This window comes from Micromonospora sp. SD19, assembly GCF_054462275.1.
The window spans coordinates 511,248-535,668 of the sequence record NZ_JBTLMN010000003.1 but is presented as its reverse complement, the minus strand read 5'-3'; the positions used below and the strand labels follow the sequence as shown (position 1 = coordinate 535,668).

Here is a 24,421-nt window from a genome sequence, read left to right as displayed (position 1 = left end):
GTGAGGAGCCAACCATGAAGTACATGCTGCTGATGCAGTTCAGCGCCGCCGGGGCCGACTTCCCGAGCATCGACACCTGGACCCAGGACGAGGTGCGGGCGCACATCGCCTTCATGGGCGAGGTCAACGACAAGCTCACCGCCGCCGGGGAGTGGGTCGACGGCCAGGGCCTCGGTGGCCCGCAGCAGGCCCGGATCGTCCGGGCTGGTGAGGGCGGGACGCCGGTCGTCACCGAGGGGCCGTTCGCCGAGACGAAGGAGTTCCTGGCCGGCTTCTGGATCGTCGACTGCGAGAGCCCGCAGCGGGCCGTGGAGGTGGCCGCGTACATCTCCACCGCACCCGGCCCCGGCGGTCGGCCGCTGAACATGCCGATCGAGGTGCACCCGGTGATGTCCGCTCCGCCAGCGGAGCTGTGAGGGCTGAACACCGAACCCCGCGTCGAGGACCTGCTGCGCGAGTTGGCGCCGCAGGTCCTCGGCGTGCTCAGCCGCCGCTTCGGTGACTTCGCCACCGCCGAGGACGCGGTGCAGGAGGCGCTGCTGGCCGCCGCCACCCAGTGGCCGTCCGAGGGGCTACCGGTGAACCCCCGTGGCTGGCTGATCCAGGTCGGTTACCGCCGGATGATCGAGCTGGTCCGCGGTGAGCAGGCCCGACGCCGCCGGGAGGACCTGGTCGCCCGGCAGGCCCCGGACGACCGGCAGTACGCGCCGGCACCGGACGAGGAGTTGGCCGCCGAGCGGGACGACACGTTGGTCCTGCTCTTCCTCTGCTGCCACCCGGCGCTCGCGCCGACGTCGGCGGTGGCGCTGACCCTGCGCGCTGTCGGTGGGTTGAGCACCGCCGAGATCGCCCGCGCGTTCCTGGTGCCCGAGGCGACGATGGCGCAGCGGATCAGCCGGGCCAAGCAGCGCATCCGGGCATCCGGGCTGCCGTTCCGGATGCCCGAGCCGGCGGAACGGGCGGACCGGTTGGTGGCCGTCCGGCAGGTGCTCTACCTGATCTTCACCGAGGGCCACACCAGCACCAGCGGCCCGCACCTGCGCCGGATCGACCTCGCGGCGGAGGCGATCCGGCTGACCCGCGCACTGCACACGCTGCTGCCCAACGACAGCGAATCGGCCGGGCTGCTGGCGTTGATGCTGCTCACCGAAGCTCGCGGGCCGGCACGGACCGGCCCCTCGGGTGAGCTGATCTCACTGGCCGATCAGGACCGCAGCCGCTGGGACGCCGCGGCGATCGCCGAGGGCATCACACTGGTCACCCGGGCCCTGCCACGTGGGCCGGTCGGCCCGTACCAGGTGCAGGCCGCCATCGCCGCCGTGCACGACGAGGCGCCAAGCACGGAGCAGACCGACTGGCCGCAGATCCTGGCGCTCTACGAGGTGCTGGAACGCCTCGCCGGCAGCCCCGTGGTGGCGCTCAACCGGGCCGTGGCGACGGCCATGGTGCACGGTCCCGCCGCCGGCCTGGCCGCCCTCGACGCGCTGACCCACGACCCGCAGTTGGCCGGACACCACCGGCTGGCCGCCGCCCGCGCCCACCTGCACGAGATGGCCGGTGACCGGGCCCGGGCGATCGCCGACTACCGGACCGCCGCCGCCCGTACGAGCAGCCGCCCCGAACAGCTCTACCTGACCATGCGGGCGGCCCGACTGGCCGCCGAGTCCGAGGACGGCCCGCCGACTGCTGTCGAGGTCGAGGTGTAGCCGATCGGCCTCAGCGGGCCGGCCCGCCGAACGCTCGCCGAACGTGCAGGTGTCGCGACGCGGCCGTCTCCCCTGACGGCCGCGTCGCGGGGTGCGCCGTAAGCGCCCCCACCCGCCACGACTGGCAATCTTGGACACTTTCCGTCAGCGCAGAGCGGAAAGTGTCCAAGATCTACCCGGCCAACTCCCTCTCACGCCGCCACCCCCGGGGAGCGCGGCGAGGTTGCGGCGAGGCGAGGCCGGGGCCGGCGCGGCACAGACCGGAGGCACGAGCACGAGCACGGGCACGGCACGGGCACGGCACGGGCACGAGCGAGAACGAGCACGGGTGCGGAGCGGGTGCGGAGCGGGTGCGGAGCGGGTGCGGAGCGGGTGCGGAGCGGGTGCGGAGCGGGTGCGGAGCGGGTGCGGAGCGGGTGCGGAGCGGGTGCGGAGCGGGTGCGGAGCGGGTGCGGGGTGCGGCAGCCTTTGGAGCTGATGCCGTAAACGATTCATCCACCGGGACGGCGTCGGGCGCCCAGCGCATCCGATTCGTTTGCGGCATCAGCTCCAAAGGGGTGCTGTGGCAGATGTGGGGGCCGCGCGGACGTCGCCCCGACGGGGCGGCCGGTTGTCGCGCCGAAGCGCGGCCGGACTTCACGCCGAAGCGCGGCCGGACTTCACGCCGACAGGACGGCCGGGCGTCACGCCGACAGGACGGCCGGGCGTCACGCCGACGGGGCGGCCGGACGTGGACGTCGCCGGCACTAGCCTGGGCAGCGATGGGTTCGTCGACCACAGAGGACCAAGGGGACGCATGGCGTACGTGCTGCTGGGGATCGCGATCCTCGCCGAGGTGCTGGCGACCAGCCTGATCAAGAGCACCGCCGGGTTCACCCGCGTCTGGCCGACGGTGGCCTGCCTCGGCGGTTACGCGGTGGCCTTCGTCCTGCTCGCCCAGGCCGTCAAGGAGATCCCGGTGGGGGTGGCGTACGCCCTCTGGTCGGGTCTGGGCACCGCGGCCATCGTGGCGATCGGGGCGGTGTTCCTGGGTGAGTCGGTGGGGCTCGCCAAGCTCACCGGCATCGCGCTGATCATCGCCGGAGTGGTCATCGTGAACCTGGCCGGGGAGCACTGACCGGACAGGTTCCGGTGGTCGGGACCGACGCGGTCCCGACCACCGGTCCGACGATCAGCTCGCCGTGCAGCTCAGCGTCGGCGCGCTGTTGGTGCCGGTCCAACTACCGAGGAAGCCGAAGCTGGCACTGGCCCCGGCGGTCAGCCGCCCGTTGTACTCGGCATTGCGGGCGGTCACGGTGGTGCCGCTGCTGGTGAGGGCCACGTTCCAGGACTGGGTGACGCTCTGGCCGTTCGCGAAGGTCCACCCGGCGGTCCAGCCGGTGATCGCCCTCGCGCCGGCGGTCACCCGTACCTCAGCCTGGAAGCCGCCCTGCCACTGGTTGGTCACCGTGTACGTCGCCGTGCACCCACCGGCCGGCGGCGGCGTCGTGGGCGGGGGCGTGGTCGGTGGGGGCGTCGTGGGCGGGGGCGTGGTCGGTGGGGGCGTGGTGGGCGGGGGGATGCTGTCGAAGATGCTGGCCTGCCGGGCGGTCTGCCGGATGCCGTTGGCACCGTTGAAGAGGCGCTGACCCCAGTCGGTCAGGCTCGCCGGGTTGAAGTTGGTGGCCAGGTCGAGATACTCCACACCGCCGCCGTTACCGCTCCACGACCAGCCCAACCAGCCGATCCCGTTGGCCTGGCTGTACGCGAGGATGGTGTCCTCGTCCGGGTTCCCATCGGAGTGGTTGAAGCCGAACTCACCGACCACGATGGGCAGTCCCGCGCTGCGGAACCGGCCCAGGTAATCGCTGATCTCCGCGGCGGTGTCGAACACGCCGTACATGTGGATCGAGAAGACCGTGTTGCGGGCCGGGTCGGCGGCGAAGACCGACGCGGCGTTGTCGCGCATGGTGAACGACCAGTCCTGGCCCCAGTTCGGCGCGTCCACCATGATCGTGTGGTTCAGTCCGCCGGCCCGCAGGCGCTTGATCGCATTGGCGTTGTCGGTGGCCCAGGAGGCGTAGTTCTGGTTGCCGTACGGCTCGTTGCCGATGTTGACGATGACGTACTTTTCCTGACCGGAGAGGACATCGGCGAGGCTGAGCCAGTAGTCGACGGCGCGGGCCAGGGTGATCGCGCCGCTCTGCTCGCCGTACCCGGTGGTGTCGTGCACCTCCAGCACACAGATCAGCCGGTTGGCCTTGCAGAGTGAGATGACGTTGGCGACGTCGGCGTTGGTGTTGCGGGTCCAGCGGTCGCCGCTGGAGAGCACCACCCGTACGGTGTTCGCGCCGAGCGCCTTGACGTCGGCGAACGAGCTGGTCTGCTGCGGGTACCAGGTGTGCGCGTGGTTGACGCCGCGCATGATGAATTCGGTGCCGTTGGCGTCGTACAACTTGCCGCCAGCGACGGAGAAACCGGCTGCGGCGTGCGCCGGCTGGCCGAACGCCAGCACGGTGACGAGCAACGCGAGCAGTGTCGCGCCGGCGGCGGAGAGTCGAGTCTTCATGGCCTTCCTCAGGGAGGAACCCCCGGTGCCCGACAGGGGTGGGACGTGACAGGGAAGGCGGCTGCAGCCCGGCAGCCGCGCCCGGCTCCCGGCGCAGGCATCAGCGTAGGGCGATGGGATGATCATCGCAACCGGTTCAGTTGGCGGATCCGATGCCCGGACAGCCGCAACGGCCCACGCGGACGCAGGCCGTCACGGGGCGGTCATCCCCACCACAGGATGTGCGCCACACCCGGCTCTTAACCGGTTAAGAGCGACGGTAGGCAGGTGACTGCGATCCGTCAAGGACCGGGTCAGTCGAACCGGACGAGAGGGTTGACCGGCGCGCACCGGGGTATCCCGGGAACGATCCGTCGGTGAGAGGGGATACCAGGATGGTCAGCGTCGGCTACACCCTGATGAGCGAGCAGGCCGGGCCCAAGCAGCTGGTGGACCACGCGGTGCGGGCGGAAGCGGCCGGTTTCGACCAACTGGTGGTCTCCGACCACTACTACCCCTGGCTGGACTCCCAGGGCCACTCCCCGTACGCCTGGTCGGTGCTCGGCGCGGTCGCCCACGCCACCTCCCGCGCGCAGCTGATGTCGTTCGTGACCTGCCCGATCCGTCGCTACCACCCGGCCGTGGTCGCGCAGAAGGCCAGCACGGTCGGGGCGCTCTCGGACGGCCGGTTCACCCTCGGCCTGGGTGCCGGGGAGAACCTGAACGAGCACGTGGTGGGCGGCTGGCCGCACGTCCAGCAGCGGCACGAGATGTTCGAGGAGGCGTTGCAGATCATCCGTCCGTTGCTCAACGGGGAGACGCTGACCTTCTCCGGCAACCACTTCGACGTGCCCGACGCCTACGTCTGGGACCGCCCGGAACGGCCGGTGCCGATGGCCGTCGCCGCGTCCGGTCGACAGTCCGCGACACTGGCCGCCGAGTACGGCAACGGCATCATCTCCACCGAACCCGACCGGCACATCATCGAGATGTACGACGACGCCGGGGGCGCCGGCCAGCCCCGCTACGGCCAGGTGGCCATCTGCTACGGCCCCGACGAGGCCGAGTGCCGCAAGATCGTGCACGACCAGTTCCGCTGGTTCGGGATGGGTTGGAAGGTCAACGCCGACCTGCCCAACCCGGACTCCTTCGCCGCCGCCACCCAGTTCGTGCGCGAGGAGGACGTCGCCGAGGGCATCTCCTGCGGTCCGGACGTGGACGCGCACGTCGAGGCGTTCGCCAAGTTCGTCGACGCCGGCTTCACCCACGTGGCGATCATCCAGGTCGGCGGGGAGACCCAGCCGATGTTCCTGGACTGGGCGCAGGAGCAACTGCTGCCCCGGTTGCGCGAGCTGTGAACCGAGACGTCGTCGACCGGCCGACCGGGTCGCCCCACCGCACCTCCGTCGGCCGGTTCGGGCCGGCCGACTTGCGGCTCGCCATGGCAGCGCCCCGGCCGGCTGGCGGACTGACCAGCGAGTGGCGGCTCGTCGACGGGCTGCGCACCCACACCCGCCGCAGCGCCGACCCGGTGAACGGGGCACCGCCCGTGGTGCTCGTGCACGGCCTGGCGGTCTCGCACCGGTATCTCACCCCGCTGGCCGTCGCGCTCTCCAGCACCCATCAGGTGTACGTGCCGGACCTGCCCGGCTTCGGGCTCTCCGCGCACCCCCGGGGCGCGTACGACGTCCGCCGGCACGCCGAGCATCTCGCCGCCTGGCTGGCCGCGTACCAGTTGCCGCCGGTCTGCCTGCTGGGGCACTCGTTCGGCGCGGAGGTCGCCGCCGCGCTCGCCGCTACCCACCCCGACGCGGTACGCGCGCTGGTGCTGGCCGGTCCGACGAGTGACCCGGCGGCCCGGTCCCGACGGGCCCAGTTCGGTCGTTGGCTGGTGGACATCCCGCGCGAGGCGCCGCTGCAGGCCCCGATCCTGGTGCGGGACGTCTGGAACGCCCGGCCCTGGCGGGTCCTTGCGACGCTGTCGCACTCGGTGCGTAACGCCATCGAGGCCGACCTCGTCCAGGTCGGCGTGCCGACTGTCGTCGTCACCGGCGACCGCGACCCGGTCGTGCCACACCTGTGGCGGAACAAGGCCACCCGACTGGTGCCGGCGGCGACAGTGGTGGTCGTACCCGGTGCCGCGCACAACGTGGTCACGACCGCGCCGACGGCGGTCGCGGACGCGATCCGCCACCTGCTCGCCCCACGACCCACATCCACTGACAGGTGACCATCATGCGTTTCGGCAACACGGAGATCCGCCCGCTCGGCGGTGGCCTCGGCTGCCTCCTGATGATCCTCTTCTCGATCGTCGCATCGGTGGTGCTGACCGTCCTGCTGAACCTGGTGCTCTGAGGCCGCACCCCTCAACGGCGCAGGCCCAGGGCGGTGAGCACCTCCCGGGCGCCCAGCCGGGCCGGGTCGAGCACCGAATGGCGGACCCAGCGGGCCACCGGCGCGACGGTGGCTCGCCACACCGCCCTGAGGCCCCGCACCACCGGCACGACCGTCACCGACCAGACCCACCGGAGGCCGCGCAGCAGCGGGCGCACTGTGTGCCGCCACAGCCAGCGCAACCCTGTCCCGAGTGGGCGCAACACCAGCCGGTAGAGCTGTCGCAGCAGCCAGCCGGCCGTCCGCCACGCGCCGAGCACCGCGGCGACGACCAGCCGACCTGACCCCGCGACGAGCCACCAGAGCCCGCGCAGGAGCCCGACGAACGCGGCACTCAGCGCCCTGTCGAGCGCGCCGACGGCACGCCGCAGCAGCCGTCCGACGGGGGTGAGTGCCGCGCCCAACCAGCTCAGCGGCCGCAGGACCAGGCGCTCGGCGAGCCACGCCAGACCACGCCCCAGCGCGACCAGTGGCGGACGCAACCCTCGACGGGCCAACCAGACCAACGGGAGCCAGATCACCGTGCGGGCCACCCACGCGAGTGCGGACGCCAGCCAGACCAGCGGCAACCACACCAGAGTGCGGGCCACCCACGCCAGCGCACGCCCTACCCACACCAGCGGCAGCCACACCAGGTGCCGGGCACACCAGGCCAGCGGCAGCCACACCACAGTGCGGGCCACCCACGCCAGACCACGGCCCACCCAGACCAGCGGCAGCCACACCAGGTGCCGGGCACACCAGGCCAGCGGGGGCCAGAACAGCCGGTGCAGCAGCCGGCCGGCAGCCGCGATCAGCTCCCAGAGCAGGCGTACGGGCAGCACCACGACCAGCGCCACACCGCGCGCGACGGCCGCGACGAGCGGAAGCGCGACGGCGGCCGGCTGCGCCGTTGCCGAGACCAGCGGGTCGCCGGCCGGATGCGCCATCGTCGGCGCGGCCCGGTGCTCGACCGACGGACCGGGCAGCGGCGGGCGCAGGGGGTGGCGGTCGGTCACGGTGGCACGGTAATCGGCCCGCGCCACACCGTGGGGGCGGGCCGCGCGAGGCGGCGGACGGCCGGTCAGCCGGCGGACAGCTCCACTGTGGCGAGCAGCGGATAGTGGTCGGAGGCGGTGGCCGTCGCATCGTCGCGGACCACCCGACAGTCGTGCAGCCGTTGCGCCACAGCGGTGCTGCCGAGCAGGTAGTCCAGCCGCATCCCGGCGAACTCGGCCCCGCCCAGCCGGGTGGGCACGGTGAGGCCGTCGGCCTCCGGTGCGTCGACGTTGCCCGCCGGCCAGAGGTCGACGAGGCCGGCGGCGAGCAGCCGGGCGATCGCGCGGGTGTCCACCGCACCGCCGGAGCGACGCAGGTGCCGCCGCCGGTAGAGCGTGGGCATGCCGGCCAACCGGGCGGTGTGGTCGACCGTCGGATCGAGCGCGTTGAGGTCACCGGTGACCAGCGCCAGCGGCCCCTCGTTGCGGCGCATCGCCGCGACCAACCAGTCGACCTCCATCCGCCGTCGACCCCCCGAGTACGGGTAGAGGTGGGTGCCGAGCACGGTGAACGGGCCGGCGGACGTGGCCACCACGACGCGGGCGGCGGCGTGGTGGAACGGGCGGCGCACCGACCCGGCGTCGACGACCCGGTACGGCGGCCGGACCAGCACCGCCACCGGCTGCCCGAAGCAGGACCGGGCCAGGTGGGGCGTCATCCCCACCCGGCCCGCCACGGTGGCCAGCAACCCGTCCCGGTCGAAGCCGCGCAGCTCCTGCAGGGCCAGCACGTCCGGTGCCTGCTCGTTGATGACCTGGACCACCTGATCCAGCCGGTCGGGGCCGCCGCGATCCCGACCGCCGGTGCGGATGTTCCAGGTCATCACCCGCAGCACGACGGCGACACCTAGTCGGCTCGGCCGGCCCGCGCCAGCTCGTCGTCGAGAGTGTCCACGTCCTCCGACTCGATGGCCGGCTGGTTGCCTTCCTTCAGGTCCTCGTTGGGGCGGACCACCAGGTAGAGCAACCCGATCCAGAGCGCGGAGAGCAGGATCGCGCCCATGAAGTCGGTCGGGTGGTGCATCCCCCGGTACATCCGGGAGGTGGCCACCCCGACCGGCATGATCACGGCCAGCGCCACGAAGAGCCACCGCCACCACCGGTCGGTACGCGGGAAGACGATGAGGGTGATCGCCAGCCAGATGCAGATCGTGGCCGCGATGTGCCCGGACGGGAACGACGAGGTGGGCATCTGCCCGTCCAGGTTCTCCACCGGCGGACGCGGCCGGTCGACGACGTGCGCCGACGCCAGGAAGAGGGTCAGCTCACCCACCATCGCCAGCGCCACGAAGAGCACCGGGCGCCAGCGCCGCCACACCGCCAGCACCAGCGGGCAGAACACCAGCGAGATCAGCAGGATGGCATGGGTGTCACCGAACTTGCTCCACCACCAGCTGACGTCGGTCAGCACCTCGGTGTGCCGCTCGGCGAACCACTGCGGCACCTCGGTGTCCAGGGTGTCGAAGAAGGTGCCCTTGGCGTGGTAGCTGACGTACGTGCCGAAGGCGTACAGCGCCCCGAACACGATCACCCAGCCGACCAGCAGCTCGGCCACCGCGGAGCGGGGATGGGCCAACACGTGTTCCTCGGCGGGGGCGGGGGCGATGTCGTGCCCCGCCTCCGGCTCCAGGCCCTCGGTCAACGGCGGCACCGGCCGGCCGCGCTCGCGCCGCCACAGCCGGAAGGCGTACGCGGTGACGCCCAGCCAGGCGGCCCCGAGCAGCCAGGCGCCCAGCACGTCGGAGACGAAGTGCACGCCCAGCGCGATCCGGGTCAGGCCGACCAGCACCACCAGCACACCGACGCCGACGATGGCCGGCTTGCGCCAGCGGGGCGCCATCGCGGGCAGGAACACCAGCAGCAGCGCTCCGTACGCGACGAACGAGCCGAGCGCGTGCCCGCTCGGGAAGCTGTTGCCGGGCGCGCTGGCGATCGGCACGTCCACCACCGGACGGAGCCGGCCGACGAGCGTCTTCAGCGACGGGTCGAGGATCAGGCCACCGACCCCCGTGATGATCAGGTAGACGGCGAGCCGGGGTTGCCGCCGGATCAGCAGCCCGACCACGGCGATGGTGACCAGCCAGATGAGGATCGGCCGGCCGCCCAGGTCGGTCACCGCCTGGAGCACGGTGACCAGCGCGTGGTGCGGGGCGACGAGCCCGTTGAACCACTCGGCGAGCGCGTGGTCGGCGTCCTGCAGTGGGCTCCACCGCACCCGGACGAGCAACAACAGCAGCCCGAAGGCCACGCCCGCACCGGTGACGGCCACCAGGCCGGCAATGCTCCGTTCGGCGAAATGACCGATCGGACGGCGCGCCACCTCTTTGACCGCGGTCACCCCGCACCTCCCTTGTCGGCTCTGGCGAGGCGCTTTACCCGATCCGCGTCCGTTGTACACGCCGGTGCCGCTAGAGGGCCGACATGTCCCCGGTGTCGTACAGCTCGGCGCGGTCCGGGTCGGGCTCCCACAGGTCCGGTTGGGCGGGCTCCCGCACACCGATGCGCAGCGCCTCCAGTTGGGCGGCGAAGGCCAGCCCACCGAAGAGGGCCATCCCGGTCAGGTTCGCCCAGAGCAGCAGCGCCATCATGCCGGTCAACGCACCGTAGGTCTGCCCGAAATCGTCACTGAACCGCACGTACGCGGCGAGCAGCAGGCTGGCCAGCCACCACAGGGCCGTGGCGATCCCGGCGCCGAAGAACAGCCAGGAGAGGCCGGGCTGGTTGCGGCGTGGCGCCTGCCGGAACAGCACGGCAACGGCGAGGACGGTCAACGCGAGGCTCAGCGGGAAGCGGACCACGTTCCAGATGCCGTTGGCGACCTCACCCCACTCGTAGTGCTCCCGTACCGAGTCGCCAATCGCGCCGCCGCCGACCAGGATCAGGAAGCCGGCGAGCGCGGGCAGACCGGCGGTGACGGCCAGCACGGCGGCGCGGACATATTTCCGCAGCGCCGGGCGGTCCCGTTCGACCCCGTAGATGCGGTTGGCGCCCCGCTCGATCTGGGCCATCGTGGTGGTCAGCGCGAACAGGCCGGTGAGCAGACCGAGGGTGAGTGCCAGCTCCCCGGCGTCCTCCACCCTTTCGCCCTCGCCGAGCAGCTCGCCGACCATCTGCGCGCTCTGGCCGGGGGTGACCGCCAGGACGGTGTCGGCGACAACCTGGCCGCCCTCCTGGACACCCAGCTCGCTGATCAGGCCGGTGAGGGCGATCAGGAAGGGCACCACGGCGAGGCACAGCTGCAGCGCGAAGGCCCGGGAGTGGCTGAACCCGTCGCCGTAACGGAAGCGGATGAAGGCGTCCCGCAGCAGGTGCCAGCCGCCCTCGCGACGCAGCGTGTGCCAGGCGTCGTCGGCGGACAGCTCCTCGTCGGCCATCAGCCGGGTCTCCGGCACGATGCGGGTGCTACTCACGACGCGCTTCCTCGATCAGCTGCTCGCCCCGCTCTCCGGCGCCCTGCGCGTCGACGGCCAGGTCGGGGGCGTCCTCGGGCTGGGGGACGCAGAGCCAGAGCGCCTGCGGGCGAACCTCGGCGTGCAGTTGCCGGCCCGGTGTGATGAGGTCGCCGTCCAGCTCCCGGGGCTGTGCCCGGTTGCTGGTGACCACCACACGCCGGCCCCGGAACACCTCCATCTGTGGCACCCGGCCGCTGCGACGGACCACCGCCCAACCGAGCGCGAGCCAGTGCCGCAGGCTGCGCGGGGTGAGCACGGCGACGTCGAGCCAGCCGTCGTCCGGCTCGGCCTCGGTGAGCAGGCGAACCCCGCCCTGCAGGCGGCCGACGTTGGCGATCAGGACCGAGCGGGCCCGGCGGCGCAGCGGCGGGCGGTCGTCGATGCGGATCTGCACCCGCATCGGCCGGTCCCGCAGGTGACGGGCGGCACCCATCACGTACGCCGGCCAGCCGATGCGGGCCTTGGTGGTCTCGGAGGTGGCGTCGAGCATCTGGGCGTCGAAGCCCATGCCGGCCATCACTGTGAAGTACTGATCCTCGACCGCGCCGACGTCGAGCAGCCGTCGGCCGCGTTCGACAGCGACCTCCAACCCGGCGGCCAGGTCGGTGGAGAGCCCCAGGTTGGCGGCGAGCAGGTTGCCGGTGCCCTGCGGCAGCACGGCGAGGGCCACGTCGGTGCCGACGAGCGCGCTGACACAGGACATCACGGTGCCGTCACCGCCGCAGGCGAAGACGAGGTCGACGCCGGCCTTGACGGCCTGCTCGGTCTGACCGCGACCCGGGTCGTCGACTGTCGTCTCGTACCACTGCGGCGCGGGCCAACCGGCCGCGGCCAGGGCGTCGTCGACGGTGCGTCGCAGCTCGTCGAGATCGTCGACCTTCACCGGGTTGACCACCACGGCGGAGCGCAGCCCGCCGTCGCCGCCTGAGGGTCGCCTGTCCTGTCCAGCATCCACGGCGTCAGTGTGCAGCACCCGGACGGCTTCAGCGACCCGGCGAACGGCTGGCGTCGGAAGTGCCACAGACAGGTTTCAAGACGGTTCCACCCGTCAGGCCGCCGCCCGCAGCGCGACCTCCACCCGCCGGCGCAGATCGTCGAGGTCGACCCCGGACTCGGTGAGCACCAACGCGCCCAGCCCGCCGCCCTCCCGCAGCACCCCGAGCAGGATGTGCTCGGTGCCGATGTGGCGGTGGCGCAGGCGCAGGGCCTCCCGCAGGGACAGCTCCAGCGCCTTCTTCGAGCGGGGCGAGAACGGGCCGCCGAGGTAGCGCTTTCGCCCCCAGCGGCGGCGCGGCGCCGGCACCGCCTCCCGTAGTGCGTCCGGGCCGAACGACTGCTCGATGCGGGCCACGATCGCGGCCAGGTCGATGCCGATCTCCCGCAGGGCCGCCGCGTCCGCGTCGCCCAGACCGGCGCCGCCGCTCACTGTGTGCCGGCGGATGCGTTCGCGCAGGTCGTCGGCGCGCACCCCGGCGTCGGCGAGCACCCTGCTGGCCAGGCCCGCGTCGTCGGCAAGCAGGGCGAGCAGCAGGTGCTCGGTGCCGACCGGCCGTTGACCCTCGGCCCGTGCCTCCTCCAGAGCCCGCCGCACCACGTCGCGCGCCCGGTCGGTGAACCGTTCGAACATCACGCCTCCCAGGATGAGTTGACCGCCGGTCGCCCGGCGTGCTTCTTGTGCACTGCCTGTCGGCTGACCTCGAGCGTGTCGGCGATCTCCTGCCAGGACCAGCCCTGTCGTCGGGCGTTGTCCACCTGGACCACCTCGAGCCGCTCGAGCAGCCGGCGTAGCGCGCGGACGGCACGCAGCCCGACCCGGGGGTCGGTGCTGCCGGCTGCCGCCGCGAGTTCTGTCGCCTGACTCATGCTGTCAACATACGTTGACAGCACTCGCCGTGTCAACTCTGGTTGACGAGAGGTGGCCGAAGCCGATCCGCCAGGGCGATCGTCCGACTACCCTCGGTCAGGGGACAGCTTGGTCGTGCCGGGCGCGACGCCCGGGAGGTGATATCGGATGGCCGCACCCGCCGACGCAGCGGTGCTGGTCGGCCTCGGGTCGGAACTCGACCTTCCGGTCGTCGAACAGGCCGCGCAGGAGGCCTCCGACCACGGCCGGCCACTGCACCTGCTGAACACCTTCGACTGGCGCGCGGCGTTCGACGCGGACACCGTCGCCGCACCCCGCGACCAGGCCGAAAAGCTGATCGCCCGCGCCGCCCAGCTCGCCCACCAGACCGAGCCGGGGCTGACCGTACGCGGGGAGATCGTCGAGAGTGCCATGCTGCCCACCCTCATCCGCCGCTCGGAGGCTGCCTTCCTGCTGGCCGTCGGCGACAGCGGCATGGCGGGCAGCGGTCAGTGCGTTCCGGCCGAGACGACCGCCGTGCAGTTGGCCGCCCGGGCCGGCTGCCCCCTGTTGGTGGTCCGGCGTGAGCCGCCACCGCAGGGCCCGGTGCTGGTGGGGGTGGACGGCTCGCCCAGCTCGCACCTCGCCCTGCAGTGGGCCGTGGAGTGCGCGGCCCGCCGCGACGCCCGACTGCTGGCCCTGCGGGTGGTGGAGTACGACGAGGACACCGACGCTGTCGCCGAGCAGCTCACCGAGGCACTGGCCCGGCACACCGGCCGCGACAACACCGTGCCGACCGAGTGTCGCGTGGTACGCGGCGACCCCGCCGAGGTGCTGATCGACACCTCCCGCCACGCGCAGGTGGCACTGGTCGCCGCCCGCGGCGACGAACCGGGCCGGGCCATGCTGGGCGCGGTCGCCCAGTCCCTGCTCTACCACTCCCCCGCCCCGGTGGTCGTCGTCCGCGGCCTGGCGAAGAAGCCGCTGACCGGGCCCACCACTCGCCTGGCGCGGCGCAATCAACCCTGACCCGGGGCGTCGCCGGCCGCGAGGGCTCCGCGCCTCAACGGTGGCTGACCTGGGGCGAAGCCTTCGTCGTCCCACGGCTGTGGCGCACCGTCGATGACGACGGGACGGCCGGGGGCTGCCACGCCTCCGCCCTCCGAGTTCCAACTCGTCACCCAGAGCTTCGCCGCCGTCGGCGAGCATCACCGCCACATCCACCACGACCCGACCCGGTTCATGCACCGGCCGGCGTTGCCGCAACCCGGCCAGCGCGTCAGCGAAACCGCTGCTCAACCCGGTGACTTCAGCGATGTCGGCCAGCAGGCGGGGCCGGCATGACCGACCAAACCGCGCCCGCCACCAGAGACTGCAACCCTCGGACGCGTACCGGCACTCTGCACTCTGAAAGTGCCTTCCGTGACAGACGATCAGGACCCTCGACAAGTCCCATCGTTCCAGATCAGAAGGCACTTTCGCGTTCCCGGCCCACCCACCGGACAGCCCTTAACGAAGGGCCGAGGCTGGGACGTTCAACCGGCTGGGCCCCGGAGCCGTGGTGACGGTTCCGGGGCCCAGCTTTTGGTTGTGGTCAAGGTGTGACGGTCAACTGCCGGCTGGTCGTGTGGGGGTCACGCAGGTGGTTCGGGCTGATTCGAGGGTGCCGTTGATGGAGGTGACGCAGTATTCGTAGTTCCAGAAGCCTGAGGTTAGGTAGGCGATGCCGTGGGTGGGTTCGGTGAATGTTTGTTCGCTTGGGGTCAGGGGGCTGCCGTTGGTGAGGTCGCGGGTCCAGACGCGGTAGCCGGCGGCTGTGTCGTTTTTGGTCCAGGTGAGTTGGACGGTGTTGGCGTCGAGGGGGTTGATCTGTAGGCCGGTGGGTGCGGTGGGGGTTGTGGTGCCGACTCTGATGGGGCGTGCGTTGTTGGGGAGGCCGGAGCCGGTGGTGTTCCAGCTGGCTACGGCGATGATGTAGCGGTGGTTGGGCTTGAGGCCGTCGATGCGGGCGGAGAAGCCTTTGATGCCGGTGCTGGAGAGGATGGCGTTGGGGGTGTCCTGGTCCCAGTAGATGACTTCGTAGCGTTCGATGGCGTCGGGGTTGGTGGGTACGCCCCAGGTGATGGTGAAGCCGGTGGCGGTGGGTTGGGTGATGATTCCGGTGGGTCCGGGGGGTGCCGTCGGGTTGGCTGTCGCCCTTGTGGGGGGGAGTGACCAGTCGGATTTTTGGTCGTCGGTGTCGCCGTTGTCGGTGCGGACCTGGTATTCCCAGGTCAGGTCTTTGGGGGAGAGGGTTTCGTGGCGGTTGGCTTGTACGCGGGATTCGTTCCAGGTGGTGGTGCCGACCAGTCGGGAGCGGACGGTGTATCCGTGGGCGCCGAAGACCTTGGGCCAGTTGACGGTGACGCCTTGAGGGCCTTCGCCGGCGGTGATTCCGTCGGGTATGGGCGTGGGTCGTTTCGGGATGGTGGTGGGGATGTCGAGGGGTTTGGTGCCGTATCCGAAGTCGTTGTGCAGGGTTTCGGTGAATGCTCGGGCGATTTGGTATTCGCCGGTGGCGTTGGGGTGCAGTCCGTCGTAGCCGGCGGGGCAGCTGGTGGGTTCGCAGTCGTAGTTTTCGCGCCACTTGACTAGCTTCACTGGTGACTGGTTGGTGTTCCAGGTCGGGATCGCCTGGGCCAGCCGAGAGTTGTAGTCATTGGTTTTGTCGGGTAGTTGTTCGTTGCCGCCCAGCAGGGTGCGTTGCGGGACGTTGGCTATCGCGAGCTTGATGTTGGGATTGGCGTCGCGGGCTCTGTCGACCAACACTTTCATGCTGTCCACGGTGTCCTTGGGGTTGGTGACCGACCAGCCCAGATCGTTGAAGCCCAGGCCGAGCAGGATCAGGTCAGGCTTCTGCTGCTGCACCTGGTACTGGATCAGGCTCTTGGCAACCGCTGCCTGCTGGCCCCACATCGCGAAGTGTTCGTCGTCGTCGAAGGTTTCCGCCCGCTTGTCGTACTCGCCGCCGATACGCGTCGATTCAGTCTCAGGCTCGGGTAATTGCCCTTGCAGAGTTGGCGGTTTACGTCCGGGTGCCCGGGCCGGCACGGTGCCCTTATAGGGGCCAACGAACTCGGCGTCCACGCCCTGTTCCCTGAACCACTCCGACAGTCGGTAACGCCAGGTCCAGTCGCCCTCGTCACCCTGACTCATCGAATCACCCACCACCATCACCCTGACGCTGCCCGTCGGATCAGGACCGTCGAGGTGGGTGAAGTAGACGGTGGAGTCACCGTCGCGTTCGTAGTTGCCGTTGAATCCCCAGTTGATCCAGCCGCCGTCGCCGTTGTTCCTCACCACGCCGACGTCGAGCGCGAAGACGGTCATGCCATTCACGTTCGCGAGGTGTTTCAAGTTCGAGAGATAACCAAAGGAGAACTGGTCGACCGACTTGACGACGAGGATGTTCGTGTCAGGGAAGCACTTCTGGTACTCGGTGGTCAGCGACCGGACGAGCTCCTCGCGGTCGCCGGGCACCGACCCGGTGTAGCCGCATCCCGGGTACGGTCCGTTCGCGGTCGACGTGTGCTGCGGAGTATCGGAATCGAAGTTGGAATCGGCGAATCCGGCCATGGGGTCGAAGGTGAGGTCGGCCGTCGCCGGATCGGTGAACGCCACCGTCATGCCGTCCGAGCTGCGGGTGAAGTTTCCGTAGAACGCCCAGTTGTTCCAGCCGCCGTCGCCCATGTTGTGGAACGTGCCTGTCTTGAACACGTGAACGTCGTAGCGGCCTCGACTCGCTACCCCGGATGGCCGTCCAACCTCGGTCGAGTCTTTCGCGTCGTAGTCCTGCATGCTGAACGCACTCGCGAACACCTGCGACGTCGGCGGGGACAACCATTCGTGGGATTGCTCGTCGTGCATCACCATGACGTTGTAGTCCGGGAAGCAGGTACGCACATCGTTGAGCAGTGCCCGTACGTGTCCGACCTGTGCGTCGTTGCTCAACCCGTTGTAAAGACTGTAGTACATGTTGCGATCCACCCGGTCGCGGGTCGTCACCTCACACTGCGGACCAGAAGACCATCCCGAGCGCCGCTCGGGAAGCGGCGGCGTCGTGAAGGTCACGGTCCGTCCATCGTCGCTCTTGGTCCAGTATCCCTCGTAGCCCCAGTTCTTGTAGCCGAGGTCACCGGCCTGATAGAAGGTGCCGGATTTGAAGACGTACACCCGATACTTCGTGTCACTCAATTCGATCGTGGTGACGAAGTACGCCTCCGTCATGTGTTGCGTGCTGCCGTTGTGGGGCTGGGCGATCACAACGTTGTAGCCGGGGAAGCAGTACGCCACCCGCCGAACGGCCTCCTTGACCTTGTCCGCCTTCTCGTTCTCCGAGGTGATTATGTAGGAAATCACCGACGCGAGACCCAGGAACATGTTGCCCATCACGAATTTCGGCTCCGCCCACACGATCGCCGGGGCCTGCGCCTTCGGGTCAGCATCAAGGCAGGCCGACGGCAGCGCTCCGGGCGTCAGCGCCGCTGCGTTCGCCTCGGGCACGGCGGCGGCCTTGGTCACGCCAACGTTGGTGGAGCCGGCCACAACCAGCACCAACGCAAGGAAGAACGCCATGAGACGGGTGCCGTGCCGCCTATTTTTGTGCAGCCATGATCGACTATGGGAATGAGACATGGAGGACTTCTCTCTGTCCGATCATGGCGCGCAGGGTGGAATCGGGAAGTCGACTCCGACAGATCATGGCGCCGGACTTCCAGGCCCACCCGCTGCCTGACCTGGGACAAGTAGGGGATCCGACGCTCGCCTCGACGTACACCGTCGATGGTCCGTCGTCAGTTGTCGGTCGTCAGTTCTTTACATCGATGATCTTTGTGTAAAATTCATAGATCTACAAGTCTCGAATCGATTACAGTCATTGGTCTCCCCGGCCCAGCCACCCCACGCAGCGCAAGCCGAGGTGGGCCCACCGACGGGTCCGGCCAGAGCGGACCACGTCCCCGACGGCCTTCACGCAGCGCCGATCCGACCCCGTCGACGCACCGACGCGACTACCCTCGGTCAGGGAAGAGGTGGCGGCGCGGGGAGGTGGGGCCGTTCGCGGACCGCCTCCACCGCGCCAGGCGGGACACACGTCCGCACCAGCGGGGACCAACGGCCCTGCCCCATCCTCTCGGCGGCGACGAAGCTGGACGTGGCCGGGAAAACCCGGGACACCGGATGCGACGTCCCCGATTTCGCGAGAGGCTTACGCAGCATGGACTCCGCTGTTGACCTGCACAGCCCTCTGACCGAAGACGAACTGCGTCGGCTGGACGCCTACTGGCGCGCCGCGAACTACCTCACCGTCGGGCAGATCTACCTGCTGGACAACCCGCTGCTGCGGGAGCCGTTGACAGTCGACGACATCAAGCCGCGACTGCTCGGCCACTGGGGCACCAGCCCCGGCCTCAACCTGATCTACGCCCACCTCAACCGGGTGATCGTTGCCCGCGACCTGAACGCCATGCTGGTCACCGGCCCCGGCCACGGCGGCCCGGCCATCGTGGCCAACACCTGGCTGGAGGGCACCTGGTCGGAGCGCTACCACGACGTGGCGCGCGACGAGGCCGGGATGTCCAAGCTGTTCCGCCAGTTCTCCTTCCCCGGCGGCATCCCCAGCCATGTGGCGGCGGACGTGCCGGGCTCGATCCACGAGGGCGGTGAGCTGGGGTACGCGCTGAGCCACGCCTACGGCGCCGCGTTCGACCACCCGGACCTCGTGGTGGCCTGCGTCATTGGCGACGGTGAGGCGGAGACCGGGCCACTGGCCGGCAGTTGGCTCTCCAACGTGTTCCTCAACCCGGCGCGCGACGGGGCGGTGCTGCCCATCCTGCACCTCAACGGCTACAAGATCGCCAACCCGACCGTGCTGTCCCGGATCCCCGAGGCCGACCTGCTCGACCTGATGCGCGGATCGGGCTACCAGCCGTACGTGGTGGCCGGCGACGACCCGGCGCAGGTGCATGGCACGCTCGCCGCGACGATGGACCGGGCACTGGACGAGATCGCCGAGATCCAGCGGCGGGCCCGCTCCGGCGGCGTCGTCGAACGCCCCCGCTGGCCGATGATCATCCTGCGGACGCCGAAGGGCTGGACCGGTCCCGCCGAGGTCGACGGCATCCAGGTGGAGGGCACCTACCGTGCCCACCAGGTGCCGCTGTCGGGCGTACGCGACAACCCGGCGCACCTGGCCGAGCTGGAGCAGTGGCTGCGCAGCTACCGACCGGAGGAGCTGTTCGACGCCACCGGCGCGCCGGTGGACGAGCTGCGGACGCTGCCGCCGCGCGGTGACCGGCGGATGAGCGCCAACCCGGTCACCAACGGCGGCGTGGTGCTGCGGGACCTGACCCTGCCGGACTTCCGCGACTACGGCGTGGAGGTCCCCGAGCCGGGCACGCCGATGGCCGGCGCGACCGGTGTGCTCGGTCCGTGGATCCGCGACGTGATCAGCGCCAACCCGGAGACGTTCCGACTGTTCGGCCCGGACGAGGTCGCCTCCAATCGGCTGGGTGCCGCCTTCGAGGTGACCGACCGGGCGTGGGTGGCCGCGACGGTGCCCGGCGACGAGCACCTCTCCCCCGACGGGCGGGTCATGGAGGTGCTCTCCGAGCACCTGTGCCAGGGCTGGCTGGAGGGTTACCTGCTGACCGGCCGGCACGGCGTGTTCACCAGCTACGAGGCGTTCATCCACATCGTCGACTCGATGCTCAACCAGCACGCCAAGTGGCTGAAGGTGACCCGGGCCATCCCCTGGCGTCAGCCGATCGCCTCGCTGAACTACCTGCTGTCCAGCCACGTCTGGCGGCAGGACCACAACGGCTTCTCCCACCAGGATCCGGGCTTCATCGACCACGTCGTCAACAAGAAGGCCGAGGTGGTGCGGGTCTACCTCCCGCCGGACGCGAACACGCTGCTCGCCACGATGGACCACTGCCTGCGCAGCCGGCACTACATCAACGTGGTGGTGGCCGGTAAGCAGGCCGCGCCGAACTGGCTGACGATGACGGAGGCGATCCAGCACACGCGGCGTGGCCTGGGCATCTGGGAGTGGGCCAGCAACGACGGCGGCACCGAACCGGACGTGGTGCTCGCCTGCTGCGGAGACGTGCCCACCCTGGAGACGCTGGCCGCCGTCGAGCTGCTGCGCCAGCACCTCCCGGAGTTGAAGGTGCGCCTGGTCAACGTGGTCGACCTGATGCGGCTCCAGCCGGACACCGAGCATCCGCACGGTCTGACCGACAGAGAGTTCGACACCATCTTCACCGAGGACCGGCCCATCATCTTCGCGTACCACGGCTACCCGTGGCTGATCCACCGCCTCACCTACCGGCGGATCAACCACGAGAACCTGCACGTGCGCGGTTACAAGGAGGAGGGCACCACCACCACCCCGTTCGACATGGTGATGCTCAACGACCTGGACCGCTTCCACCTGGTCATCGACGTCATCGACCGGGTGCCCGGGCTGGCCGCCAGCGCCGCGCACCTGCGTCAACGGATGGTCGACGCCCGGCAGGCGGCCCGCGACTACACCCGCCGGTACGGCGAGGACGACCCCGAGGTCGCCGAGTGGCGCTGGATCCGCGAAACCGACCCGACCACCCCCTGAAGCTGGATCCGCGAAACCGACCCGACCACCCCCTGAAGGAGGACGACGTGCGCGACGCGGAGATCCTGGTTGGCTACGACGGCTCCACCGACGCCTCGCTGGCCCTGAACTGGGCCGTGCAGGAGGCGCGGCACAGCGGCCAGCCGGTGCGGCTGGCGTACGTCTTCGAATGGCTGACGGTGGCCAGTTGGGTCGGCCCGGGGGTGGCGCCCGGCGTGTGGCCCGACGACACCGCCCGCCGGCAGGTCGACGAGCTGGTCCGCAAGGCCGCGGCGGACGCCGCCGCGGCCAACCCCGGGCTGAAGATCACCGGTGAGGTGTACGACGGGCCGCCCACCTTGGTGCTCCAGGAGCGCTCGGCCGAGGCCGGGCTGCTGGTGCTCGGCAGCCGGGGCCACGGCGGATTCGGCGGCCTGCTGGTCGGGTCGACGGCGGTGTCCGTCGCCGCGCACGCCCACTGCCCGGTCGTGGTGGTCCGCGACGGGGTCGGCAGCGCCGCCACCGACACGTCGAGCCGCCCGGTGGCGGTCGGCGTGGACGGCTCGGAACCCTCGCTGGTGGCGCTCGGCTTCGCGGCTGAGCGGGCGGTGCAGCGGCAGGTGCCGTTGCGCGTCCTGCACGCCTGGACACCGGGCCCCGGCGGAGCGGCCGGGGTGCCCGACGAGCGGGCCGCCGTGGACGAGGCGCTGGAGCCGTGGCGACGGACCTACCCCGAGCTGCCGATGACCGTCGACCTGGTGTCGACCAGCCCGGCGGCGATGCTGATCGAGGCGAGTCGGGACGCACTGCTGGTGGTGGTCGGTAGCCGGGGCCGGGGCGGGCTGGCCGGCATGCTGCTCGGCTCGGTCAGCCAGCAGCTCATCCAACACGCCCGCTGCCCCGTCGCGGTGGTCCGCGAACGCTGAGCACCGCGGGCGTAACGACCCGGCGGGGACGGGACCTGTGGCCCTGCGGAGACACCACCGGGTGTCGCAGGATGAGGCGGCAACCCCGGCGCGGCGGCGCGCCGTGCGGCACGATGAGCAGAGACGGAAAGGTCGTGACCATGAGTCAGGAAAGCCAGCTGACCACCGCGCTGGCGGAGGCCGCCGCCACCGCCGGCCACGCCCCCTCGGTGCACAACACCCAGCCGTGGCGCTGGCGGGTGCTGCCCGACGCGTTGGAGCTGCGCTCCGTCGCCGACCGGCAGCTCGCCGCCAGCGACCCCGACGGGCGACTGCTCGCCATCAGCTGCGGCACCGCCCTGCACCACGCCCGACTGGCGCTGGCCGCCGAGGGGTGGCGCGCCGTGGTGGAACGGCTGCCCGACCCGGCCGACACCGAGCTGCTGGCCCGGCTGACCGACCTCAGCCACACCACGGCCGACCCGGACGCCATGCGCATGGTGCAGTGCATGCAGGTGCGGCACACCGATCGCCGGCCGGTCAGCGACGAGCCGGTGCCGCCCACGGCGATCCAGGAGATCACCCGGGCGGTCAGCGCGGAAGGCTGCCGGTTGCAGATCCTCGACCGCGACCAGGTGCTGGAGCTGGCCGCCACCGCCGGGCACGCCGACACTGTCGAGGCCGAGGACACGGAGATGCGTACCGAGCTGGCGTACTGGACCAGCCGGGCCGGCTCGGGCACCGGTCTGCCGGCGGAGGTGCTGCCCGAGCAGCCCGCGCAGACCACCGTCCCGGGGCGTGACTTCGGTCGGCCCGGCAGCCTGCCGGTGGGTCCCGGGCACGACCAGATGGCGGTGTACGCGATGCTGCACGGCGACGAGGACGAACGGGACAGCTGGCTGCGCGCCGGCGAGGCGCTCTCCGCCGGTTGGTTGACCGCCACCCGGCTCGGCGTGTCGGTGGTGCCGCTCAGCGCGGTGGTGGAGGTGCCGGGCACCCGGCAGACCCTGCGTCAGCTGCTCTCCGGCATCGGCTTCCCGTACCTGGTGCTGCGGTTGGGCATCGCCGATCCGACCCGGTCCGGCCCGCCGCACACGCCACGGTTGACCACCGCCCAGGTGGTCGACACCTCGGCCGTGCGCTGACGGCCCCTGACGACGGGCGACGCCAGCGCTACCATCCCCCGATGACCAGCAGCACCCCCTCGCCCCGGCAGGAACCGTCCACGACACCGTCGCTCGGGCTGAGCCCGCTGTCGCGGGTCCGTCTCGACGAGCTGCTGCAGGAGATGCTGGTCCGCGTCGGTGAGGTGGTGACCAGCCGGGAGCGGCTGCGGGCCCTGCTGGACGCGGTGGTCGGCATCGGCACCAACCTGGATCTGCGTACCACCCTGCAACGCATCGTGCAGGCGGCCTGCGAGCTGGTCGGCGCCCGGTACGGCGCGCTCGGCGTGGTCGGCCCGGACCGGCTGCTGCACGACTTCATCGTCCACGGCATCACCCCCGAGCAGCATGAGCGGATCGGTGACCTGCCGCACGGGCGGGGCGTGCTCGGTCTGCTCATCGACGACCCCCGCCCGCTGCGGATGCCCGACATCACCCAGCACCCCCGCTCCTACGGCTTCCCGGCCAACCACCCGCCCATGCACAGCTTCCTGGGGGTGCCGGTCCTCATCCGCGACCAGGTCTTCGGCAACCTCTACCTGGCGGAGAAGCAGGGCGGCGCGCAGTTCACCGAGGACGACGAGGAGATCGTCGTCGCGCTCGCCGCCGCCGCCGGCGTGGCCATCGAGAACGCCCGCCTGTACGCCGTGGCGCACCGGCGGCAACGCTGGCTCGCCGCCACCGCCGAGATCACCACGGTGCTGCTCGGCGAGGTACGCCGTACCGACGCGTTGGCGCTGGTCGCCCGCCGGGCCCGCGAGGTCGCCGAGGCCGAGCTGGCGTTGGTGCTGCTCTACGACAGCGACACCGAGCACTTCTCGGTGGAGGTTGTCGACGGCGCCGACGCGCAGGCCCATCCGCTGGTCGGCGCGGTGCTGCCCGCCGCCGACACCAGTTTCGGCGCGGCCGTCGCCGAGGGCCGGCACGACCAGGTCGACGATCTGGCGCACGCCGCGCCGTGGCCGGCGCTGCTGCACACCGGCCCGGCGATGATCTCACCGCTCGCCACCGCCGAAACCCTGCACGGCGTGCTGATCGTGGCGCACCGGCCGGAGCGCGGCGGGGGTGCCAGCGAGGAGGACGTGGCGCTGCTGGGCAGCTTCGCGGGGCAGGCGGCGCTGGCCATGGAACGGGCCCGGGGCCAGGAGGAGCGGGAACTGCTGGTGGTCCTGGAGGACCGGGAGCGCATCGCCCGTGACCTGCACGACGTCGTGATCCAACGGCTCTTCGCCACCGGCCTGCAACTGCAGAGCGCCGCACCGATGGGCCGCCCGGAGGTGGCCAAGCGGATCAACGCCGCCGTCGACGATCTCGACGCCACCATCCGGGACATCCGCCGGACCATCTTCGAGCTGCGTACGCCGATGACCTCGGAGCTGCGCACCGAGATCCGGACGGCGATCGAGGCGGCCGCCGAGTCCCTGGGTTTCAAGCCGCATCTGGAGCTGGCCGGGCCAGTGGACAGCGCCGTGCCCGACGCCATCCGTCCGGACCTGACCGCGGTGCTGCGCGAGGCGCTGTCCAACGTCGTCCGCCACGCCCAGTGCACCCGCGTCGACGTGGCCGTACGCGTCGACGCCGGTCACGTCACTGTGACGGTCAGCGACAACGGGGTGGGCTGTGACCCGGCCGCCGCCCGGGGTGGTCTGGTCAACCTGCGCGAACGTGCCAGCCGTCTCGCCGGCACCTTCACGATCCTCGGCGTCGAACCGCACGGCACCGAGCTGCGCTGGACCGTGCCGCTGCGCGACTGACCTCCGCGACCCC

The 24,421-nt window shown here is 70.9% G+C and carries 20 protein-coding genes and 1 pseudogene; 11 read left to right on the top strand and 10 right to left on the bottom strand.

What is annotated here, in order from left to right; genetic code table 11:
- The first annotated feature begins 14 nt into the window (after positions 1-14).
- The 3 genes from ACX27O_RS14875 (at position 15) to ACX27O_RS14865 (ending at position 2,823) form a co-directional block, all read left to right on the top strand.
- Complete coding sequence (locus ACX27O_RS14875) at positions 15-416, top strand: YciI family protein (RefSeq protein ID WP_210866983.1); 402 nt, start codon at positions 15-17, stop codon at positions 414-416.
- Positions 417-419: 3 nt separating this feature from the next.
- Positions 420-1,706 carry an RNA polymerase sigma factor gene (locus tag ACX27O_RS14870; protein WP_458939667.1) on the top strand — a complete coding sequence of 429 codons (1,287 nt, stop codon included), beginning with the start codon at positions 420-422 and terminating at the stop codon, positions 1,704-1,706.
- Positions 1,707-2,502: 796 nt separating this feature from the next.
- Positions 2,503-2,823, top strand: coding sequence for a DMT family transporter (locus ACX27O_RS14865; protein ID WP_030333555.1), 321 nt, complete (start codon positions 2,503-2,505; stop codon positions 2,821-2,823).
- Positions 2,824-2,877: 54 nt separating this feature from the next.
- Here ACX27O_RS14865 and ACX27O_RS14860 read toward each other — a convergent pair whose 3' ends face one another.
- On the bottom strand, positions 2,878-4,254 hold the full coding sequence (locus ACX27O_RS14860; RefSeq protein ID WP_458939572.1) for a cellulase family glycosylhydrolase: 1,377 nt from the start codon (positions 4,252-4,254) through the stop codon (positions 2,878-2,880).
- Between the two features lie 374 nt (positions 4,255-4,628).
- On the opposite strand from ACX27O_RS14860, the gene ACX27O_RS14855 reads away from it, so the two are divergent.
- Genes ACX27O_RS14855 through ACX27O_RS14845 form a run of 3 tightly spaced genes read left to right on the top strand, consistent with a single transcriptional unit; the run spans position 4,629 to position 6,588 of the window.
- Positions 4,629-5,591, top strand: a complete 963-nt coding sequence (locus tag ACX27O_RS14855) for a TIGR03557 family F420-dependent LLM class oxidoreductase (RefSeq protein WP_030336047.1) — start codon at positions 4,629-4,631, stop codon at positions 5,589-5,591.
- Positions 5,588-6,463: an alpha/beta fold hydrolase gene (locus tag ACX27O_RS14850; RefSeq protein WP_307857947.1), complete on the top strand. Its 876-nt coding sequence runs from the start codon at positions 5,588-5,590 to the stop codon at positions 6,461-6,463. Before ACX27O_RS14855 ends, ACX27O_RS14850 begins: the two co-directional genes overlap by 4 nt.
- Positions 6,460-6,588 (top strand): hypothetical protein, encoded by a 129-nt coding sequence (locus tag ACX27O_RS14845; RefSeq protein WP_256443305.1) that lies wholly within the window; start codon positions 6,460-6,462, stop codon positions 6,586-6,588. The genes ACX27O_RS14850 and ACX27O_RS14845 overlap by 4 nt, the downstream gene beginning before the upstream one ends.
- 11 nt (positions 6,589-6,599) lie before the next feature.
- Here the strand turns inward: ACX27O_RS14845 and ACX27O_RS14840 are convergent, their stop codons facing one another.
- From ACX27O_RS14840 to ACX27O_RS14810, 7 genes are all read right to left on the bottom strand, one after another.
- Positions 6,600-7,625, bottom strand: a complete 1,026-nt coding sequence (locus ACX27O_RS14840) for a hypothetical protein (protein WP_210866986.1) — start codon at positions 7,623-7,625, stop codon at positions 6,600-6,602.
- Positions 7,626-7,690: 65 nt separating this feature from the next.
- Entirely contained in the window at positions 7,691-8,500 is an 810-nt protein-coding gene (locus tag ACX27O_RS14835) for an endonuclease/exonuclease/phosphatase family protein (protein ID WP_030336054.1), read from the bottom strand.
- 11 nt (positions 8,501-8,511) lie between these two features.
- On the bottom strand, positions 8,512-10,002 hold the full coding sequence (locus ACX27O_RS14830; protein ID WP_458939571.1) for a phosphatase PAP2 family protein: 1,491 nt from the start codon (positions 10,000-10,002) through the stop codon (positions 8,512-8,514).
- 70 nt (positions 10,003-10,072) lie between these two features.
- Positions 10,073-11,074, bottom strand: coding sequence for a YihY/virulence factor BrkB family protein (locus ACX27O_RS14825; RefSeq protein ID WP_030336058.1), 1,002 nt, complete (start codon positions 11,072-11,074; stop codon positions 10,073-10,075).
- Complete coding sequence (locus tag ACX27O_RS14820; protein ID WP_458939570.1) at positions 11,067-12,071, bottom strand: diacylglycerol/lipid kinase family protein; 1,005 nt, start codon at positions 12,069-12,071, stop codon at positions 11,067-11,069. Before ACX27O_RS14820 ends, ACX27O_RS14825 begins: the two co-directional genes overlap by 8 nt.
- A gap of 93 nt (positions 12,072-12,164) precedes the next feature.
- Positions 12,165-12,743: a Clp protease N-terminal domain-containing protein gene (locus tag ACX27O_RS14815; protein ID WP_030336060.1), complete on the bottom strand. Its 579-nt coding sequence runs from the start codon at positions 12,741-12,743 to the stop codon at positions 12,165-12,167.
- Complete coding sequence (locus ACX27O_RS14810; RefSeq protein ID WP_030336062.1) at positions 12,743-12,979, bottom strand: HTH domain-containing protein; 237 nt, start codon at positions 12,977-12,979, stop codon at positions 12,743-12,745. The genes ACX27O_RS14815 and ACX27O_RS14810 overlap by 1 nt, the downstream gene beginning before the upstream one ends.
- 148 nt (positions 12,980-13,127) lie before the next feature.
- On the opposite strand from ACX27O_RS14810, the gene ACX27O_RS14805 reads away from it, so the two are divergent.
- A complete protein-coding gene (locus ACX27O_RS14805) occupies positions 13,128-13,988 on the top strand; it encodes a universal stress protein (protein ID WP_458939569.1) in 861 nt (286 codons plus the stop codon).
- Positions 13,989-14,135: 147 nt separating this feature from the next.
- On the opposite strand, the pseudogene ACX27O_RS14800 reads toward ACX27O_RS14805, so the two are convergent.
- A pseudogene (locus ACX27O_RS14800) lies at positions 14,136-14,365 on the bottom strand (IS1380 family transposase); the annotation flags it as partial.
- Between the two features lie 202 nt (positions 14,366-14,567).
- Positions 14,568-17,573: an SGNH/GDSL hydrolase family protein gene (locus ACX27O_RS14795; RefSeq protein WP_458939568.1), complete on the bottom strand. Its 3,006-nt coding sequence runs from the start codon at positions 17,571-17,573 to the stop codon at positions 14,568-14,570.
- A 640-nt stretch (positions 17,574-18,213) separates the two neighbouring features.
- On the opposite strand from ACX27O_RS14795, the gene ACX27O_RS14790 reads away from it, so the two are divergent.
- The 4 genes from ACX27O_RS14790 (at position 18,214) to ACX27O_RS14775 (ending at position 24,408) form a co-directional block, all read left to right on the top strand.
- The gene (locus ACX27O_RS14790) at positions 18,214-20,607 is read left to right on the top strand and encodes a phosphoketolase family protein (protein WP_458939567.1); all 2,394 of its coding nucleotides are present in this window, start codon (positions 18,214-18,216) and stop codon (positions 20,605-20,607) included.
- Between the two features lie 47 nt (positions 20,608-20,654).
- The gene (locus ACX27O_RS14785) at positions 20,655-21,512 is read left to right on the top strand and encodes a universal stress protein (RefSeq protein ID WP_210857733.1); all 858 of its coding nucleotides are present in this window, start codon (positions 20,655-20,657) and stop codon (positions 21,510-21,512) included.
- Between the two features lie 140 nt (positions 21,513-21,652).
- Positions 21,653-22,636, top strand: a complete 984-nt coding sequence (locus ACX27O_RS14780; RefSeq protein ID WP_458939566.1) for an Acg family FMN-binding oxidoreductase — start codon at positions 21,653-21,655, stop codon at positions 22,634-22,636.
- A 41-nt stretch (positions 22,637-22,677) separates the two neighbouring features.
- Positions 22,678-24,408 carry a sensor histidine kinase gene (locus tag ACX27O_RS14775; protein WP_458939565.1) on the top strand — a complete coding sequence of 577 codons (1,731 nt, stop codon included), beginning with the start codon at positions 22,678-22,680 and terminating at the stop codon, positions 24,406-24,408.
- Positions 24,409-24,421: the final 13 nt, after the last annotated feature.

Bases quoted from the DNA above. Each gene is read 5' to 3' on its own strand.
- ACX27O_RS14860 (WP_458939572.1), bottom strand. From the start codon at position 4,254: ATGAAGACTCGACTCTCCGCCGCCGGCGCGACACTGCTCGCGTTGCTC.
- ACX27O_RS14780 (WP_458939566.1), top strand. From the start codon at position 21,653: ATGAGTCAGGAAAGCCAGCTGACCACCGCGCTGGCGGAGGCCGCCGCC.
- ACX27O_RS14875 (WP_210866983.1), top strand. From the start codon at position 15: ATGAAGTACATGCTGCTGATGCAGTTCAGCGCCGCCGGGGCCGACTTC.
- ACX27O_RS14775 (WP_458939565.1), top strand. From the start codon at position 22,678: ATGACCAGCAGCACCCCCTCGCCCCGGCAGGAACCGTCCACGACACCG.
- ACX27O_RS14855 (WP_030336047.1), top strand. From the start codon at position 4,629: ATGGTCAGCGTCGGCTACACCCTGATGAGCGAGCAGGCCGGGCCCAAG.
- ACX27O_RS14865 (WP_030333555.1), top strand. From the start codon at position 2,503: ATGGCGTACGTGCTGCTGGGGATCGCGATCCTCGCCGAGGTGCTGGCG.
- ACX27O_RS14805 (WP_458939569.1), top strand. From the start codon at position 13,128: ATGGCCGCACCCGCCGACGCAGCGGTGCTGGTCGGCCTCGGGTCGGAA.
- ACX27O_RS14815 (WP_030336060.1), bottom strand. From the start codon at position 12,743: ATGTTCGAACGGTTCACCGACCGGGCGCGCGACGTGGTGCGGCGGGCT.
- ACX27O_RS14790 (WP_458939567.1), top strand. From the start codon at position 18,214: ATGGACTCCGCTGTTGACCTGCACAGCCCTCTGACCGAAGACGAACTG.
- ACX27O_RS14795 (WP_458939568.1), bottom strand. From the start codon at position 17,573: ATGGCGTTCTTCCTTGCGTTGGTGCTGGTTGTGGCCGGCTCCACCAAC.
- ACX27O_RS14810 (WP_030336062.1), bottom strand. From the start codon at position 12,979: ATGAGTCAGGCGACAGAACTCGCGGCGGCAGCCGGCAGCACCGACCCC.